The sequence below is a fragment of the Microbacterium sp. NPDC057944 genome, assembly GCF_042887445.1.
GTDB classification, from domain to species: Bacteria; Actinomycetota; Actinomycetes; order Actinomycetales; family Microbacteriaceae; genus Microbacterium; species Microbacterium natoriense.
The window spans coordinates 296,414-312,458 of record NZ_JBHVPJ010000001.1; the positions used below are offsets into that span (position 1 = coordinate 296,414).

Sequence of the window (16,045 nt, forward strand, 5' to 3'; positions counted from 1 at the left end):
CCCTGGGATTCACCCGTTGTCCGTGACCCGGAAACCGTCGACCCTCAGGACTGCCGGACCGGTGGCGGAGCTCACGCGGTTCGCGTGCACCCCGACCGCTCCGGCGGCGTCGATCCCGGTGGTGTCGACGAACGAGGTCTGCCAGGCGGCGGGCTCGGCGGTGCCCTGCTTCCAGAGCTTGGCCGAGATCGTCGTCGAGGCCCCGCCGGACACGTCGACCTTCAGGGTGAAGGCGTCGCCCGCACCGCGCGTGATCCCCGGCACCTGGTACGTCGAGAGCACCGCGGACCCCTGCTGGATCACGATCCACACGGTGCCGTTGGCGTTCAGCCACGCGCGCACGAGGTAGTTGTCCGTGGCGCTCGATCGTGCGATCAGGCCGGCGTACGCCTGCCCCGTCGCCGGTGCGGCATCGGCGCTGAAGTCCATCGACATCGTGACGTTCTTCGCCGACACCGTGTTGAGCAGCATGTTGCGCGTGCTGCCGGCGCCGAGCGTGAGCACGCCCGCTCCGTCGACGGATGCTGCGGACGCCGCACCCCCGGAGAGCGTCCACGCGCCACCCAGGTCGGCGGTGCCCCAGCCCGCGGTCGCCGTCCTGCCGAAGTCGTCGCTCGCGACGACCGCTCCGGGCTGCGGACCGACGGGCGGGTCGGTGGCGACGACCTGGTGGGTGACGGTGCCGGTGGCGCCGTCGTCATCCGTGACCGTCAGCGTCACGGTGTACGTGCCCGCCGCGGCGTAGGTGTGCGTCGCCGTCGCACCCGTGCCTGCGGCCGTGCCATCTCCCCAGTTCCAGGAGTACCCGGCGACCGTTCCGTCGCTGTCCGTCGACGTCGATCCGTCCACCGCGACACCGAGGTTCGTCACCGTGCTCGTGAACGCCGCCGTCGGAGCCACGTTCGGCAGCGGACCGACCGGGGCCTTGAGGTCGGTGACCCGCAGCGCGTCGAACGAGAACGCCGCGGTCGAGGTGGCGCTGCCGGCGCGGTTCGCGTGAACGCTCGTCCATCCGCTGCCCTGCAGTCCCGCCGTGGCGTCGGTCGTGGAGAGCTGCCAGTCGGCGGGCTCCGCGGTGCCGTCCTTCCAGGTCTTCACCTGGATGGTCGTCGGCGATGCGCCCGAGACCTTGACCGAGAGGCGGAACACGTCTCCCGCCGCCCACGTGGTCGTCAGCGCCTTGGACACCAGGACGGTGCTGTCGCGCTGGATCACCAGCCACAGCTTTCCGTCGTTGCGCATCCACACACGGGTGAGGTACTCCGAGGTCGCCGACTTGCGGGCGCTCACCCCCACATAGGAGTTGCCGGTGGCAGGGCCCTGATCGGCGGAGTACGTCAGCGTCGTGAGCGTGTCGGCGAGCGACGTGCCCTGCAGGGCCACGTTGCGCGTCTGCCCCGCCGCCAGCGTCAGCTTTCCCGCGCCGCCGGACACGGATGCCGCCGACGCGGCTCCGTTCATCACGGTGTAGGCGCCGCCGAGCTCGGCAGACCCCCATCCGGACGATGCCGTGCGCTCGAAATCGTCACGGATCGCGAAGGCCTGGTCCGCCACCGTGACGGTGCGCGTGGTCGTGGCGGTCGCACCCACACTGTCGGTCAGCGTGAGGGTGATCGTGAGGTCGCCGGCCGACGCATAGACGTGCGAGGCGGTGGCTCCGCTGCCCGCGGGGCTGCCGTCTCCCCAGTTCCACGAGTACGCCAGCGTCGCGGCATCCGATGCCGTGGACGCCGACCCGTCGACCGAGACGGTCAGCGCGTTGGCGGCGGCCGTGAAGCTCGCCACCGGCGCCGCATGGGTCACGATGACGTTCGCGGTCTTCGTCGCCTGCCCGCCGCGGTCGTCGGTCACGGTCAGCGTGACCGCGTACGTGCCCGGTGCTGCATAGGCGTGCGAGGCGGTGACGCCCGAGCCGGCCGCGGTGCCGTCGCCCCAGTTCCAGGAGTACGACGCGATCGTGCCGTCGGGGTCAGCCGACGTCGCGCCGTTCACCGAGGCCGTGAGGCCCGATGCCGTCGAGGTGAAGTCCGCCGTCGGCAGCACGTTGGGCCCGGTGACGGCGACCTGGTGCGTGACGGTACCCGTGAGGCCACGGCTGTCCGTGACGCTCAGCACGACGTCGTAGGTGCCGGAGGCCCCGTAGACGTGAGTCGGGGTCGCGCCGGTTCCGTTGTGGCCGTCGCCGAAGTCCCACGCGTAGCCCGTGACCGTCTGTCCTGCGTCGACCGTGCTGGCCGTCGCGTCGAACGCCACAGACAGGGTCGTCGGCGTGGAGGTGAACGCGGCGGTCGGTGCGTGGATGCCGGCGCCCACCGCGTAGTGGGCGGCGACCTGCGCGGCGCTCAGCGCCGTCGGGTAGACCGCGAACTCGTCGACCGTGCCGTTGAACTCCCAGCGTCCGGGAGCATCGGGCCAGCCGCCCATGCTGTCTCCGCCCACGCGCCAGTAGCCGTCGTAGCCCTGCGCATCGGTGACCGAGGCGTCCTGCGCGATGAGGGCACCGTCGACGTAGAGCTTCATTCCGTCATCGCCGAGGGACGTCACCGCGTGGTGCCATTGACCGTCGTTGTACGAGGCGCTCGACGACACCGTGCGCACCCCGCCCGGGTAGACGCCGAATGTCAGTCGTCCGTTGTTCTGCATGTACAGATGCCGGTCGTAGTTCCCGGAGAAGCCGGTCTGCTGGTTGCCGAAGCCGACGATCTTGCCGCCGTCGGTGGTGGTGGTCTTGAACCACACCTCGGTGGAGAAGACGTTCGGCCCGCTGACCGAGGACCCGGACGAGACGAGGCCGGATGTCGTGCCGTCGAGCTTCGACGCCGACGTCCCGGTGGTCCCCTCGACAGCTCCCGGCGACGTGACGCTCACCCCGCTGCTGAACAGCGGGTCGGCTCCCCCGGCCCAGTCCGTGGTGGTGGTTCCCAGCGGGTAGTAGAGCTGTGCGCCGTCATCGAGCACAGCGTTGGCGTAGTCGGAGGCCGATCCGCTCGTCGCGGTGGCCGTGACCGGTTGACTGGTGGCGGCGTTGCCGTTCGCGTCGACCGCTCTCACGGTATAGGTGTACGTGGATCCCGGAGCGACCGTCTTGTCGCTCAACGAGAGCTGCGTCTTGTTCCACCACCCCGACGACACGACCTTCTGGTCGAGCACGCCGGCCGTGCCCGTGCGCAGGAGCTGGTAGGTCAGGTCGCGGTCGTCACGGTCCCAGTTGACCGGAATGGACACGCGGATGCGGCCAGGAGATGCGGTCGCCGCCGTCGGGGCACCCCAGCTCGCGCCGGTGAGACGCGGTCCCTGCTTCGCGCCGCCCGAGGGCGTCGTCGAGAACCGCACGATGCCCTGGTAGCGCTGGCCGTTGACGCTCGTGAACTCGCCGGCGACGGAGATGTAATCCCCCACACCGGTGATGGAGAGACCGGCCTGACCGAGTCCGGACGCCGTGCCGACCGTGAAGTCGGGGTACCAGGCGTATCCGGACGGGGAGGGCGTGCCGCTCCAGTCCTTGTAGATGGAGCCGACGGAGACCGAGCGGCTCAGGGTCCCCTCCGCCGTCGTGGTGAAGGCCTCCATGTAGCGGTACTGACGCACCGGCTGCTCGGGCCACAGGTTCACGGTCTCGCACTGGTGCATGTGACTCGTCGCGTAGACGACCTTGCCGGTGGAGTAGACGCCGTAGTGGTCGCCGTGGCAGTCGGCCACCCAGCGGATCGCCCCGCTGCCGGCATCCGCGGCGAAGACGCCCTCGAGGTTGCCGGTGTTGACGTCGGAGAAGACCCAGCCGGTGCCGTAGACGCCCGTGGCATCGGTGGACAGGGCGAAGATGCCCGCCTTTCCGGATGCCGCGCCGTTGATGACCGTGCTGTTCGCCTGCCACCCGGTGTTCACGACACCGGAGACGGGGTCGATGGCCGAGAGCCCGCGCTGCGAGGCGAGTCCGTTGACCATGGAGAAGCGGCCGCCCGCGATGATCTGCGAGCCGTCGGGGTCGGTGACGAGCGCGTCGACCTGCAGATCAGACGTCGGAGCCCAGCTCCGCAGAGCGCCGTTCGAGGTCGCGAAGGCGGCGAAGTTCTTGCGGGCGGTCCCGTTGGCCTGAGTGAAGTTGCCTGCCACATAGACGGAGTCGCCGAGCAGTGTGATGCCGAACACGCCGACCCCGCCGACGGAGGGGGTGAAGCCGGAGATCAGCTGACCGGTCTGGGCGTCGAGGGCGGCGAAGTTGAAGCGCGCGGTGCCGTTCACCTGGGTGAAGGAGCCGCCGATGTAGATGCGCGACCCGTCTGTCGAGTGCGCGATCGACTTGATCACGCCGTTGACCGACGGCGCGAAGGGCAGGAGATTGCCGGTCGTGATGTCGTAGGCGAGGATGTTGCTGCGCGGAGTCAGGTTCGTGCCGGGAGCGGCGAGCGCGGCCCGTGCGTTCGAGAAGCTGCCCGCCGCGTACACGGTGTTGCCGACCGTGGTCTGCGCCCACACGTAGCCGGAGTCGATCTGCACCGTCGGCAGCGCGTCGGCCGTCGCCACGTCGGCAGTTCGCTGGAGGAACGGCGCCTTGGCGGTGGGGACGGCTGCGGATGCCGTGACGGGAGCGATCAGCGCTGCGCTGAAGGCGAGGACGATGCCGACGAATGCGGCGAACACCGCGCGCCAGCGCGCGGTCCTACGACGTGCGACCAGAGTGCTCATCAGGCGACCTTTCCGAATATGACTGCCACGGGCTCCCCGACGGCATGGCTGACGGAGGCTGTGGCCGGAAGGCCAGACGCAGTGAATTCGAACAGCGCCGAATTCCCTGTTCGGCGCGTGCACCGATGACGGTTCACGTGATCCCCAGTTTCCCCAGTATTACGACCACTCCCCTAAGCGGTCGCATTGGTATATTACCCCGTCGCCCTCATCCCCGTCGAGGGGTATTTCTGCAGATTTCCACCGATTTCACGCAAGAAAGCGGCCGCCCCTCGCAGAGAAATGTCTCGGCGAGAGGCGACCGCCTGTCGACTCCTCGTCTGCGGCCGGATCAGCCGTTGTCGAGAACCCGGAAGTTGTCGACGGAGATGACGGTCGGAGCGGTGGCGGAGCTGACACGGTTGCCGTGCACTCCGACGGCGCCAGCCGCGTCGATACCGGTGGTGTCGACGAACGAGGTCTGCCAGTTCGCCGGCTCCTCGGTGCCCTGACGCCACAGCTTCGCCGAGATCGTCGTGGATGCTCCGCCGGATACGTCGACCTTGAGGGTGAACGAATCTCCGGCGCCGCGGGTGATTCCCGGGACCACGTAAGTGGACAGCACAGCGGACCCCTGCTGGATCACGATCGACACGGTCCCGTTCGCGTTCAGCCAGGCGCGCACGAGATAGTTGTCCGTGGCGCTCGACCGGGCGATAAGGCCGACATATGCGGACCCGGTGGACGGAGCCGCATCGGCGCTGAAATCAGCCGACATCGTGACATTCTTCGCGGACACCGAATTCAGCAGCATATTGCGCGTTCCGCCCGCCGCGAGGGTGAGCTTTCCGACGCCGTCTGCGACGGATGCGGCCGATGCCGCGCCGCCCGTGAGGGTCCACGCACCGCCGACGTCCGACGGGCCCCAGCCCGAGGTCGCCGTGCGGGCGAACACATCGCGAGCGATCGCCGGGTCCACGACGGGCGGGTCGGTGGCGACGACCTGGTGGGTGACGGTGCCGGTGGCGCCGTCGTCATCCGTGACCGTCAGCGTCACGTCGTACGTGCCCGCCGCGGCGTAGGTGTGCGTCGCCGTCGCACCCGTGCCTGCGGCGGTGCCGTCTCCCCAGTTCCAGGAGTACCCGGCGACCGTGCCGTCGCTGTCCGTCGACGTCGATCCGTCGACCGCGACACCGAGATTCGTCACCGTGCTCGTGAACGCCGCCGTCGGAGCCACATTCGGCAGCGGGGCCTTGAGGTCGGTGACCCGCAGCGAGTCGAACGAGAAGACCGCGGTCGACGTCGCCGTGGACCCACGGGATGCGTGCACGCTCGTCCAGCCGGTCCCCTGCAGGTCGGCGGTCGAGTCGGTCACGGTGAGCTGCCAGTCGGCGGGCTCGATCGCGCCGTCCTTCCAGGTCTTCACCTGGATGGTCGTCGGCGACGCACCGCTGACGTTCACCGCGAGACGGAACACGTCTCCGGCGGCCCACGTCGTGGTGAGCGCCTGCGTGGCGATCACGGTGCTGCCGCGCTGGACGGTGAGCCAGAGCTTGCCGTCGGTCCGCATCCAGACGCGGGCCAGGTACTCGTTCGTCGCGGACTTGCGTGCGCTCACGCCGACGTAGGATCCGCCGGTGGACGGCGCCTGGTCGATCGAGTACGACAGCGACGTCAGCGTGTCGGCGAGCGACGTGCCCTGCAGGGCCACGTTGCGCGTCTGACCGGTGGCGAGCGTCAGCAGTCCTCGACCGCCCGCGACGGATGCCGCGGCCGCCGCCCCGTTCATCACGGTGTACGCGCCGCCGGTCTCCGCCGAACCCCAGCCGGATGCCGCGGTGCGCTCGAAGTCGTCGCGGATCGCGAACGGCTTGTCGGCGACGGTCGCCGTGCGGGTGGTCGTCGCTGTCGCGCCGAGGCTGTCGGTCACCGTCAGGGTGATCGTGTAGTTGCCGGCCGCCGCGTAGTGGTGCGACGCGGTCGCTCCGCTGCCCGCGGCCGAGCCGTCGCCCCAGTTCCAGGAGTAGCTGAGCGTCGCGGCATCCGACGCGGTCGAGGCCGAGGCGTTGACGTTCACGTCGAGCACGTTCGGGCTCGCCTCGAACGACGCGACCGGAGCGGCGTGCGTCACGACGACGTCGCCCGTCTTGGTCGCCTGACCGCCGCGGTCATCCGTCACCGTGAGCGTCACGGTGTAGGTTCCCGCCGCCCCGTAGGCATGCGTGGCCGTGGCTCCGGCACCAGCGGGCGTTCCGTCGCCCCAGTTCCAGGAGTACCCGGCGATCGTGCCGTCGGAGTCGGCGGACGGCAGGCCGTTCACCGATGCGGTGAGTCCGGAGACCGTGGAGGTGAAGTCCGCCGTCGGCAGGACGTTCGGCGCGAGGGCCGTGACCTGCTGGGTGGACACCCCGATGATCCCGCGGCTGTCCGTGGCGGTGAGCGTGACGGTGTACGTGCCGGAGGCGGCGTACACGTGCGTGGGCGTCGCGCCGGTCGCGGTCTGTCCGTCGCCGAAGTTCCAGGAGTAGCCCGTGATGGTCTGTCCGGTGTCGGCGGTCGCGGTGCCGGTGAAGGCGACCGAGAGGTCGGTCGCGGCCGTGGTGAACGAGGCCGTCGGGGCCTTGAAGCCCATACCCGTCGCGTAGTGCTGCGCGACCTGCGCGGCCGTCAGCGCGTTCGGGTAGACCGCGAACTCGTCGATGCTGCCGGCGAAGGAGTTCGACGTCGGTGCGCTCGGCCATCCGCTCAGGTTGTCGTAGCCGACGCGCCAGTAGCCGACGTAGTTGTCCTGCGCGGCGACCACGGAGGTGTCCTGTGCCACGGCCTTGCCGTCGACGTAGAGCACCATGCCCGCCGGGCCCAGCGTCGAGACGACGTGGTGCCACTTATTGTCGTTGTACGACGTCGTGGTGGTCACGGTCTTGGTCGACCCCGGGTACACGCCGTAGATCAGGCGGCCGTTGTTCAGCATGTAGACGTTGCGGTCGTTGGTGCCGGAGCTGCCGGTCTGCGAGGTGCCGTAGCCGAAGATCTTGCCACCACGGGTGGTGTTCGTCTTGAACCAGGCCTCGGCGGCGTAGTTGTCGTCGCCCTTCGAGGAGGTCGCCGACGAGACGCGGCCCGACGTGGAGCCGCTGAAGCTGGAGGCGCTGGCGCCGGTCGTGCCCTGCACGGCTCCGGGCGACGTGTTGTTCACGCCGCTGCCCACGACCGGGTTCGCGCCGCCGGCCCAGTTGCCGCCGAGGCTGCCGAGCGGGTAGTACAGCTCGGCGCGGTCGTTGAGGACCAGGTTGGCGTAGTCGGAGCCCGTGCCGCCGGCGGCGGTCACCGAGACCGGCTGGCTGAGCGCGGAGTTGCCGTCGGCATCCACCGCCTTGACCGTGTAGGTGTAGTTGGTTCCGGGTGCGGCCGTGGTGTCGTTGAGGACGACCGCGCCGACCTGCCACCAGACCGACTGCGTGGTCACCTGATCGACCGGAGTGGCCGAGTCGGAACGGAGCAGCTGATAGGTGAGGTCGCGGTTGTCGCGATCCCAGTTCGTCGTGGTCGACACGCGCACGCGTCCGGACTGCGTCGACGTCGCCGTCGGCGTGGCCCAGTCGGTGCCGGACAGTCGCGGCCCCTGCTTGGCGCCGCCCGCGGGCTTGGAGGAGAAGCGCACGATGCCCTGGAACATCTTGTTGTTCACGCTCGTGAACTCTCCCGCGACGGCGACGTAGTCGCCGGCGCCCGTGATCGACAGGCCCGCCTGACCAAGACCCGATGCAGTGCCGACCGTGTAGTCGGGGGTCACCGCGTACGCGGAGGGGGAGGGCGTGCCGTTCCAGTCGGCGTAGGTCGTGCCCGCCGTGAGGCTGCGCGTGAGCGTGCCCTCGGCGGTGGCGGTGAAGGCGAGCATGTAGCGCCAGGTGCGCGTGCTCTGCTCGGGCCAGAGGTTGGCCGTCTCGCAGGCGTGCGTGTGGCTCGTGGTGTAGACGACCTTGCCGGTCGAGTACACGCCGTAGTTGTCGCCGTGGCAGTCGGCCACCCAGCGGATCGCTCCGGTGCCCGCCTCGGCAGCGAACGCGCCCTCGAGGTTTCCCGACGCGGCGTTCGCATAGACCCAGCCGGTGCCGTAGACACCGGACTGGTCGACGGACAGGCCGAAGATGCCGGTCTTGCCCGCGTAGCTCGAGCTCAGCGGTGCGCCGTTCTTCACGGTGTTCGGTGCGGCCCATCCGGTGTCGATGCCGCCGGTGGTCGGATCGAGAGCCACGAGCCCGCGCTGGGTCGCGTTGTTGATGAGGTAGAAGCGTCCGCCGGCGATCACGTGCTGCCCGCCGGGCTCCATGACGAGCGCGTCGACCTGCTGGTCGGAGGTCGGCGCCCAGTCGCGCAGCGCCCCGTTCGAGGTCGCGAAGGCCGCGAAGTTCTTGCGCGCCACCGTGTTCGCCTGCGTGAAGTTGCCCGCCACGTACACGGAGTCCGCGCTCACCGCGATGCCGTACACGCCGGCGCCGCCGACCGCGGGAGCGAAGCCCGGGATCAGCTGCCCGGTCTGGGCGTCGAGGGCCGCGAAGTTGTACCGCGCGGTGCCGTTGACCTGCGTGAACGAGCCGCCGATGTAGATGCGCGATCCGTCGGGAGACGCCGCGACGGCCTTGATCACGCCGTTCACCGCAGGAGCGAAGCCCTGCAGCTCACCCGTCGTGATGTCGTAGGCGAGGATGTTGCTGCGCGGGGTCAGGCTCGTGCCCGGAGCCGCGAGCGCGGCCCGCGCGTTCGTGAAGCTGCCGCCCGCGTAGACGATGTTGCCGATCGTGGCCTGCGCCCACACGTACCCCGAGTCGATCTGGACCGTCGGCAGCGGGTCGGAGGTGATCACGTCGTTTGTGCGCTCGAGCAGAGGCGCCTTCGCCGCCGGCACCGCCGCGGACGCGGCGTTCGGGACGGCGACGACAGCGGCCGCTGCGAGAGCGATGCCGACGCCGAGCGCCAGGGCCGCCCGCAGACGCGAGCGCGAGGTTCCAGCCTGTACAGCCATCAGGAGACCTTTCCGGTGAAGATCGCCACGGGCTCACCGGCGGCGTAGTTGACGGAGACGGCGACGTCGCGACCGGACGCGGAGCCGAGCATGAAGACATAGCGACCGGTGGCGGACTTCCCCGGTGCGAGTGCGCCGGTCAGCGGCGCGGGATCGCCCGCGGTCGTGCCGATGCCGGGCTCGCCGTCCTGCGCGTTGACGGTGACGACGGCGGAGTCGAGACTCTGCGCGGCATCCGTGCCGTTCTTCGCGGTGACGGTGACGACGACGGCGGTTCCGGAGACCTCGCCGGGCGTCTCCGCCTTGACGGTCACGGACTCGACCTTGTCGATCACGACGGAGATGCCGGTGTCGAAGGCGACGGTCTCGCCGACGGCGGCCTCCTGCGTCGGAAGCGGAGCCGCGGTCTGCGGGCCGTCCCCGGCGTCGGGACTCTCGGTCGCGCCGGGCGGCAGGATCTGCGTCGCGCTCGGCGACGGCGACGGCGACGGCGAAGCGCCGTCCGTCTCAGCGGGCGCACATGCGGCAAGGGTGAGCATCGCCGCGATGACGACGGCTCCCCCGACAGTTTTTGACAGCGTCGAATACCCCGTTCGACGCGTGCACCAATGAAGGCTCACGTTTTTTCCCCAGTTTTCCCCAGTGGCGGCTCCCCTAAGCCGCTCCCATGCGCGACTCCCTAAGTCGCACAACCCGAATCCTACTGGACGGGTGCCCTCCGTGTCGAGAGAAAAGGCAAAGTCGGATCCGTGGCCATCGCCCTGACCAGCTCTGCGACCGTCTTCTGCACCTGCTGGAGCGTCGCGGCGTGAGCACGACGACCGGCGCCGTGCCCGTCTGCGATGTCGAAGGGGTGAGCAGCGCGCCGCCACGGACGCGCCCGCTTCACCGGAACCTGCTGGAGCCCGCGCTGCGCATCGAGGTGCGCGGCGAAGTCGCGCACGAGGTCGTCGCCGACCGCGCCCGGTCTCGGTGCGAACCCCGGAGCGAGCCACAGGGCCTCGCGCAGCGTGAAGACCCGGCGCCGCGCACCCGGAACCAGCGACACGACCGCCGCACGGGAGCTCGTCGTCGCCGTCAGGATCAGATCCGCGTCCTCGATCTCCTCGGCGCCGAGCTGGAGCGACTGATGCCGTCGGGACCGCGCGAGCCAGGTCTCGTCCTCGCGCATCTCCGCCACGAGCCGACAGGCGGAGTGGGCCTGCAGAGCCTGCGCCCCTCGACTGGATACCCGCACCCCCGCGAGCGAGGCGCGCTGCGAGAACTCCTCGGCGAGGAGGAACTCCGCTGCGACCGAACGGCACACGTTCGCGTCGCAGACCGTGAGGATGCCGCTCATCGTCCCGTCACCTTCCCCCGGCTCACCCGGAAGCCGTCGCGGACCCCGCGCGCATAGGCGCGCCACGGAGCAGTGGACAGAAGCTGGCGCCGACCGCCCTGAAGGAGGATCCCGTACCCGACGCGCAGCGAGGAGCGCCGCCACCGGCGGATGCCGTCCTGATCGAGATGCTTGCGGGCGTACATCATCCGGTTGCGGATGTTGAAGTAGTAGTACGTCGGCGACTTCGCACGATCGGTGGTCTCGCCCTCGTGGGTGCCGCCCTCGTCGTGGACGACGACCGCGTCGGCCAGCACGAGCGCCCCGCCGGCATCGAGCACACGATGCGAGAGGTCGATGTCCTCCCAGTACAGGAAGTACTCCTCGTCGAATCCGTCGAGGTCCCGCCACACGTCGGCGGACAGCGCGAAGCACGCCCCGGTGGCCCACTCGCGTCGAGGGCGGCCCTCGTGCCTCGCCCTGGCCGCGCGCCCGGCGGTCGTGCCGTCATCGAGGTAGAGGTCGGCTCCCGCGAACCAGTTGGCGCCCGTTCCCGTGACGATGCGGGGAGACACGAGATCTCGGGTGCCGTGCGCGGCGTCGACGATCCGACGCAGGTCGTCGATCGCGACGCTCGCATCGGGGTTGAGAGGCACGATCACCTCGGCGCCGAGCTCGAGCGCCCGCGCCGCCCCGGCGTTGGTCCCGCCGCCGTAGCCGAGGTTCTCGTCGAGCAGCACGCACTCGGCGCCCAGCGCGTCGGCCACGGTGCGGACGGCCTCGCGCTCGGCCGCGGAGCTGAAGCTGTCGACGATGACCAGTCGCCCCTCCGGCGGCAGCGCGAGGCGGCCGAAGTTCTCGGCGATCAGCGCACTGGAACCGTAGTTGACCGTGACGACCGCGAACGCGGGTGCGGCAGCCATGCCGCTCAGCCGTCCTCGCGGTCGAGCGCGCTGATCTCACGGAACCACTTCACGGCGGCGAGCGCGAGGAACAGCGCGTTGATCAGGGCGAGCACGGCGTAGACGGCGAGGAAGCCGGTCGTCCATCCCCACAGGGCGAACACCAGGCACAGCAGCCCGAAGTCGGTGGGCAGCAGGATCATCGACCGCAGGAAGGTGCCGCCGCCGCGGGAGTGCGTCGACTGCACTCCCTTCTTCTGCTTCAGCAGGTCGTTGAGGAGCATCCCGAAGAACGTCACGACGTCGACCACCGAGAAGGCGAGCGGGATGAGCAGCCACGGTGTGCCGGCGAGCGGGGTGTGCAGCTGCAGAGCGAGCAGCACGACGAGGTGCAGCGAGGCGATCTTCAGCGCGTCGACGAAGTGGTCGAGCCACTCGCCCGCGAGGCTGCCGCCGCCGCGGAGCCGTGCGATCTGACCGTCGGCCGAGTCCCACGCGTAGCCGAGGGCGAGCAGCAGGGCGACGAGGATGCCGGTCCACCACGCCGCCGGGAGGAGGAGCAGGAGCGCGAGACCGGTGAACGTGTGCACGGCGCTGATGGCCGTGGCCTGGTTCGGCGTGATGCCCAGACGGAACGCGAAGGCGGCCAGCATCCGCCCGACCCTGCGGTTCACGTACACCGAGTAGCCGGGCGCCCCGCGGGCATGGCCCTTCTGCGCAGCTGCCAGCTGCCGGTATGCGGCAGCGAAGGATGCGGACATGTCGACTCCCCTATGTCACGACCCACGGGCACCCCACATGCCCGGGTCATTCCCGACCAGTGTAGAGCCCGACTGCTGGCACACTGGAACCATGGGGAACAAATCAGGGGGTTCTGCGCGCCCGATCAGGGTGATGCAGTCATTCGGGGCGCCGCGCCCCACATCCAATCCGTACGTGCACATGCTGGATGAGGCGCTGGCGTCGACGCCGGGCGTCGAGCACCTGCGCTTCGACCGCCGTCAGGCGCTGTTCGGCCGACTCGACGCCATCCAGTTCCACTGGCCCGAGACGCTGTTCGGCTCCGGGACGGGTGCGAAGGGCCTCGCCCGTCGGGCGTACGCGATCGCGCTGCGGGCCCGCATCTCGATGGGCCGGGTCGCCGTCATCCGCACCGTGCACAACGTCGAGCTCCCTGGCGACGTCTCCCCCTGGCAGCGCCGCTACCTCGAATGGGTGGAGCGTCGCACCGATCACCGCATCGTGCTCAACGAGCTGACGGAGCTGCCGGAGGGCGCGGAGTCCACCCTGATCCCGCACGGCCACTACCGCGACTGGTTCGCCGATGTCGAGAAGACGGATGCCGCTCCCGGAACCCTCGGATTCGTCGGCCTCGTGCGACGGTACAAGGGCGTCGAGGACCTGATCCGCGTCTTCACGGAGACGGCGGAGGCCGCCCCCGAGCTGCGGCTGCGCATCGCCGGCAACCCGACCAGCGCCGGCCTCGCCGACGAGGTGCGGGCGAGCGCGAAGGCCGACCGCCGCATCGAGCTCGACCTCCGCTACCTGTCGGAGCCCGACTTCGCCCGCGCCGTCATGAGTAGTTCCGGCATCGTGCTGCCCTACCGCTTCATGCACAACTCCGGCACCGTGCTCGCGGCGCTGTCCCTGAACCGCCCCGTGCTGGTGCCCCGCACCGCCGTCAACGAAGCCCTGTCGGCGGAGGTCGGCCCCGGCTGGATCACGATGTTCGACGAGGAGCTGGCGGCATCCGATCTCCTGGCGTTCGCCGACGCGATCCGCACCCTTCCCGCCGGCGAGCCCGACCTCTCGGCCCGTGACTGGGACCGGGCGGGCGTCGCCCATCGCGAGGCCTTCACGCGCGCGGTGGCGCACCGTCGCGGAGCGACACGATGACCGAGTCCGTGCTGATCGCCGTCCCGACGTACCGACGCGCTGCTCTGCTGCCCCCTCTGGTCGCGGCGATCCGCACGCAGACCGATGGGCTGCGCACGCGCATCCTGCTCGTCGATAACGACCCGGAGCGATCCGCCGAGGTCGTCGCCGGAGAGCTGGGCGTCGAGTACCTCTCGGAGACGACCCCCGGCATCGCCGCCGTCCGGCAGGCGGCCGTCGACGCGGCATCCGACGACGAGCTCACGGTCATGATCGACGACGACGTGTTCCCCGAGGACGGGTGGCTGCACGGCCTGGTCGACGTCTGGCGCGAGACCCGCGCCGCCGTGGTGATGGGCTACGTCCGCTACGTGTGGCCCGAGGGCACCGATCCGTGGATCGCCGCGGGCGGCTTCATGCGCCGCACGCGCTTCCCGAACGGCAAGCGGCTCGACTCCCTCGCCACGGGGAACGTGCTCGTCGACACCGCCCAGGTGCGGGCCCTCGGCGTGCGCTTCGACGTCTCGCTCGGCCTCATCGGCGGCGAGGACAACGTGTTCGGCCGCGCCGTCGTCGCGCGGGGTGGATCGATCGTGGCCTCCGCCGACTCCGTGGCCCGCGACGACATCGCGCTCGAGCGCACGACGCGCGAGTTCGTGCACCGCCGCGCGATCTCGCACGGGCAGGCCCGCGTGCGGCTGCTGATCCGGGAGGCGCCGGCGTGGAAGCGCCCGCTCCTGCACGTCGCGCACCTGGTCGGCGGAGCGGTGCGCTGGGTCGCCTTCACCGGCGGACGCGCGGTTTCTGCCCTGCGACGCGACACGGCGGCGAACGCCGTCTACCAGCGGCGCGCCTGGTTCGCGCAGGGACGGATGCTCGCCGCCCTCGGCATCGTGCGCGGCGAGTACGCCCGCCCGAAGAGCTAGAGCTCCCCCGGCCGCATCGCCTCGGCGTCGATCGCCCTGATGACCCTGAGCGCCGCGGTGTCGACGGGAGGCTCTCCCGTGGCATCCGCCTTCCGCCGCCGACGGGGCGCGTAGACGACGAGGGAGTGGAACAGGAATCGGGCGAAGAACGCGACGATCAGCGAGAGCGCCGTGGCGAGCACGCTGGAGATGTGCCAGCTCGAGGCCATCAGCGCCATTACCGGGATGCGCAGTGCCGCCTCGGCGTTGTTGAACGCGAACGACGAGGCGAAGCGGATGCCGAGGGCCCTGGCATCCGTGCGCATGTCGGCGAAGACGAAGCGCTCCTGCAGCAGGAAGTTGCCGATGATCGTGACCTCGGCGCCGATGATCGCCGCCCAGATGTCCGGCACTCCCGCCTCGACGAGCAGCCACATGATGCCGAGATTGGCGACGGCGCCGATGACGCCGATCATCGCGAACAGCGACATCTTCCCGAAGCGGAGCCTGGCCAGGTGGGCGATGAACGTGGCCCCCTGGCGGAGGCTCGCCTTGGATGTGCCGTGGCGCCGCTCGGCGAACTCCATCGGCACCTCGGCGATGCGCAGGTCGGTGCGCGCGAGGATCTCGAGGAGGATCTTGAACCCCTGCGGTCGGAGCGCGTCGAGGTCGAGCCTGTTGCGGTCCACCAGGAAGAAGCCGGTCATCGGGTCGGTGCTGCGCGCGAGGCGGATCGGGAACATCGCCCTGGTCAGCCAGGTCGCGGCGCGCGACACCCCGAATCTCACGGCCGTGCCGAGCCCGCTGGTGTCGCCTCCGCCGATGTAGCGCGACGCCGCGACGACGTCGGCGCCACCCTCGTCGTGGCGGTCGAGGAGCGAGGGCAGCAGCTCAGGCGGATGCTGCAGGTCGCCGTCCATGACGATGCAGAGGTCGGATGCCGCGGCCTTGAGCCCGACGACCACGGCGCCGCCGAGTCCGCCGGTGTTGTCTTCGCGGTGGATCACGCGGACGGGCAGGGGCGCGTCGGCCGCGACCCGCTCGACCTCGAGAGCGGTGTCGTCGGTGCTGTCGTCGACGAAGAGGATCTCGGCGTCACGCCCCGCGAGCGCGGCGGCGGTGCGTGCGACGAGCTCCGCGACGTTGTCGCGCTCGTTGTACGTCGGCACGATGACCGTGACCTCTGCCACCACCTGATCCCCCTCTTCGGATGCCGACTCCATCGTTTCACGGGTTGCTATGAGTTGAGAACGTCCTCTCTCACTTCATAAACAACCTTTCCATATTCGGCCCCGCGTGAGAAGGGTCAGAACCGGGGGCTCCCCGCTTCGCGCGAACTCCTGCTAGGCTGACCGGA

General features: G+C 70.1%; 9 protein-coding genes. 2 read left to right on the forward strand and 7 right to left on the reverse strand.

What is annotated here, in order from left to right; genetic code table 11:
* Window positions 1-9: 9 nt before the first annotated feature.
* The 6 genes from ACFVRO_RS01440 to ACFVRO_RS01465 form a co-directional block, all read right to left on the reverse strand.
* Window positions 10-4,686: a PKD domain-containing protein gene (locus tag ACFVRO_RS01440; RefSeq protein ID WP_386948466.1), complete on the reverse strand. Its 4,677-nt coding sequence runs from the start codon at window positions 4,684-4,686 to the stop codon at window positions 10-12.
* A gap of 331 nt (window positions 4,687-5,017) precedes the next feature.
* Window positions 5,018-9,688 carry a PKD domain-containing protein gene (locus tag ACFVRO_RS01445; RefSeq protein WP_386948467.1) on the reverse strand — a complete coding sequence of 1,557 codons (4,671 nt, stop codon included), beginning with the start codon at window positions 9,686-9,688 and terminating at the stop codon, window positions 5,018-5,020.
* On the reverse strand, window positions 9,688-10,308 hold the full coding sequence (locus ACFVRO_RS01450) for a hypothetical protein (protein WP_386948470.1): 621 nt from the start codon (window positions 10,306-10,308) through the stop codon (window positions 9,688-9,690). The genes ACFVRO_RS01445 and ACFVRO_RS01450 overlap by 1 nt, the downstream gene beginning before the upstream one ends.
* An 80-nt stretch (window positions 10,309-10,388) precedes the next feature.
* On the reverse strand, window positions 10,389-11,027 hold the full coding sequence (locus tag ACFVRO_RS01455) for a hypothetical protein (RefSeq protein ID WP_386948472.1): 639 nt from the start codon (window positions 11,025-11,027) through the stop codon (window positions 10,389-10,391).
* A complete protein-coding gene (locus tag ACFVRO_RS01460) occupies window positions 11,024-11,929 on the reverse strand; it encodes a glycosyltransferase family 2 protein (protein ID WP_386948475.1) in 906 nt (301 codons plus the stop codon). The genes ACFVRO_RS01455 and ACFVRO_RS01460 overlap by 4 nt, the downstream gene beginning before the upstream one ends.
* Window positions 11,930-11,934: 5 nt before the next feature.
* Window positions 11,935-12,669, reverse strand: coding sequence for a CDP-alcohol phosphatidyltransferase family protein (locus ACFVRO_RS01465; RefSeq protein WP_386948478.1), 735 nt, complete (start codon window positions 12,667-12,669; stop codon window positions 11,935-11,937).
* A 181-nt stretch (window positions 12,670-12,850) separates the two neighbouring features.
* Here ACFVRO_RS01465 and ACFVRO_RS01470 point away from each other — a divergent pair, with 181 nt between their 5' ends.
* Complete coding sequence (locus ACFVRO_RS01470; protein WP_386951577.1) at window positions 12,851-13,804, forward strand: glycosyltransferase; 954 nt, start codon at window positions 12,851-12,853, stop codon at window positions 13,802-13,804.
* Entirely contained in the window at window positions 13,801-14,709 is a 909-nt protein-coding gene (locus ACFVRO_RS01475; protein ID WP_386948481.1) for a glycosyltransferase family 2 protein, read from the forward strand. The genes ACFVRO_RS01470 and ACFVRO_RS01475 overlap by 4 nt, the downstream gene beginning before the upstream one ends.
* Here ACFVRO_RS01475 and ACFVRO_RS01480 read toward each other — a convergent pair.
* Window positions 14,706-15,911 carry a glycosyltransferase gene (locus ACFVRO_RS01480; protein ID WP_386948482.1) on the reverse strand — a complete coding sequence of 402 codons (1,206 nt, stop codon included), beginning with the start codon at window positions 15,909-15,911 and terminating at the stop codon, window positions 14,706-14,708. The genes ACFVRO_RS01475 and ACFVRO_RS01480 overlap by 4 nt on opposite strands.
* Window positions 15,912-16,045 lie beyond the last annotated feature (134 nt).

Excerpts from the sequence above, each read along its gene's own strand:
- ACFVRO_RS01475 (WP_386948481.1), top strand. The coding sequence starts at position 13,801 with ATGACCGAGTCCGTGCTGATCGCCGTCCCGACGTACCGACGCGCTGCT.
- ACFVRO_RS01465 (WP_386948478.1), bottom strand. The coding sequence starts at position 12,669 with ATGTCCGCATCCTTCGCTGCCGCATACCGGCAGCTGGCAGCTGCGCAG.
- ACFVRO_RS01440 (WP_386948466.1), bottom strand. The coding sequence starts at position 4,686 with ATGAGCACTCTGGTCGCACGTCGTAGGACCGCGCGCTGGCGCGCGGTG.
- ACFVRO_RS01470 (WP_386951577.1), top strand. The coding sequence starts at position 12,851 with ATGCTGGATGAGGCGCTGGCGTCGACGCCGGGCGTCGAGCACCTGCGC.
- ACFVRO_RS01460 (WP_386948475.1), bottom strand. The coding sequence starts at position 11,929 with ATGGCTGCCGCACCCGCGTTCGCGGTCGTCACGGTCAACTACGGTTCC.
- ACFVRO_RS01445 (WP_386948467.1), bottom strand. The coding sequence starts at position 9,688 with ATGGCTGTACAGGCTGGAACCTCGCGCTCGCGTCTGCGGGCGGCCCTG.
- ACFVRO_RS01480 (WP_386948482.1), bottom strand. The coding sequence starts at position 15,911 with ATGGAGTCGGCATCCGAAGAGGGGGATCAGGTGGTGGCAGAGGTCACG.
- ACFVRO_RS01455 (WP_386948472.1), bottom strand. The coding sequence starts at position 11,027 with ATGAGCGGCATCCTCACGGTCTGCGACGCGAACGTGTGCCGTTCGGTC.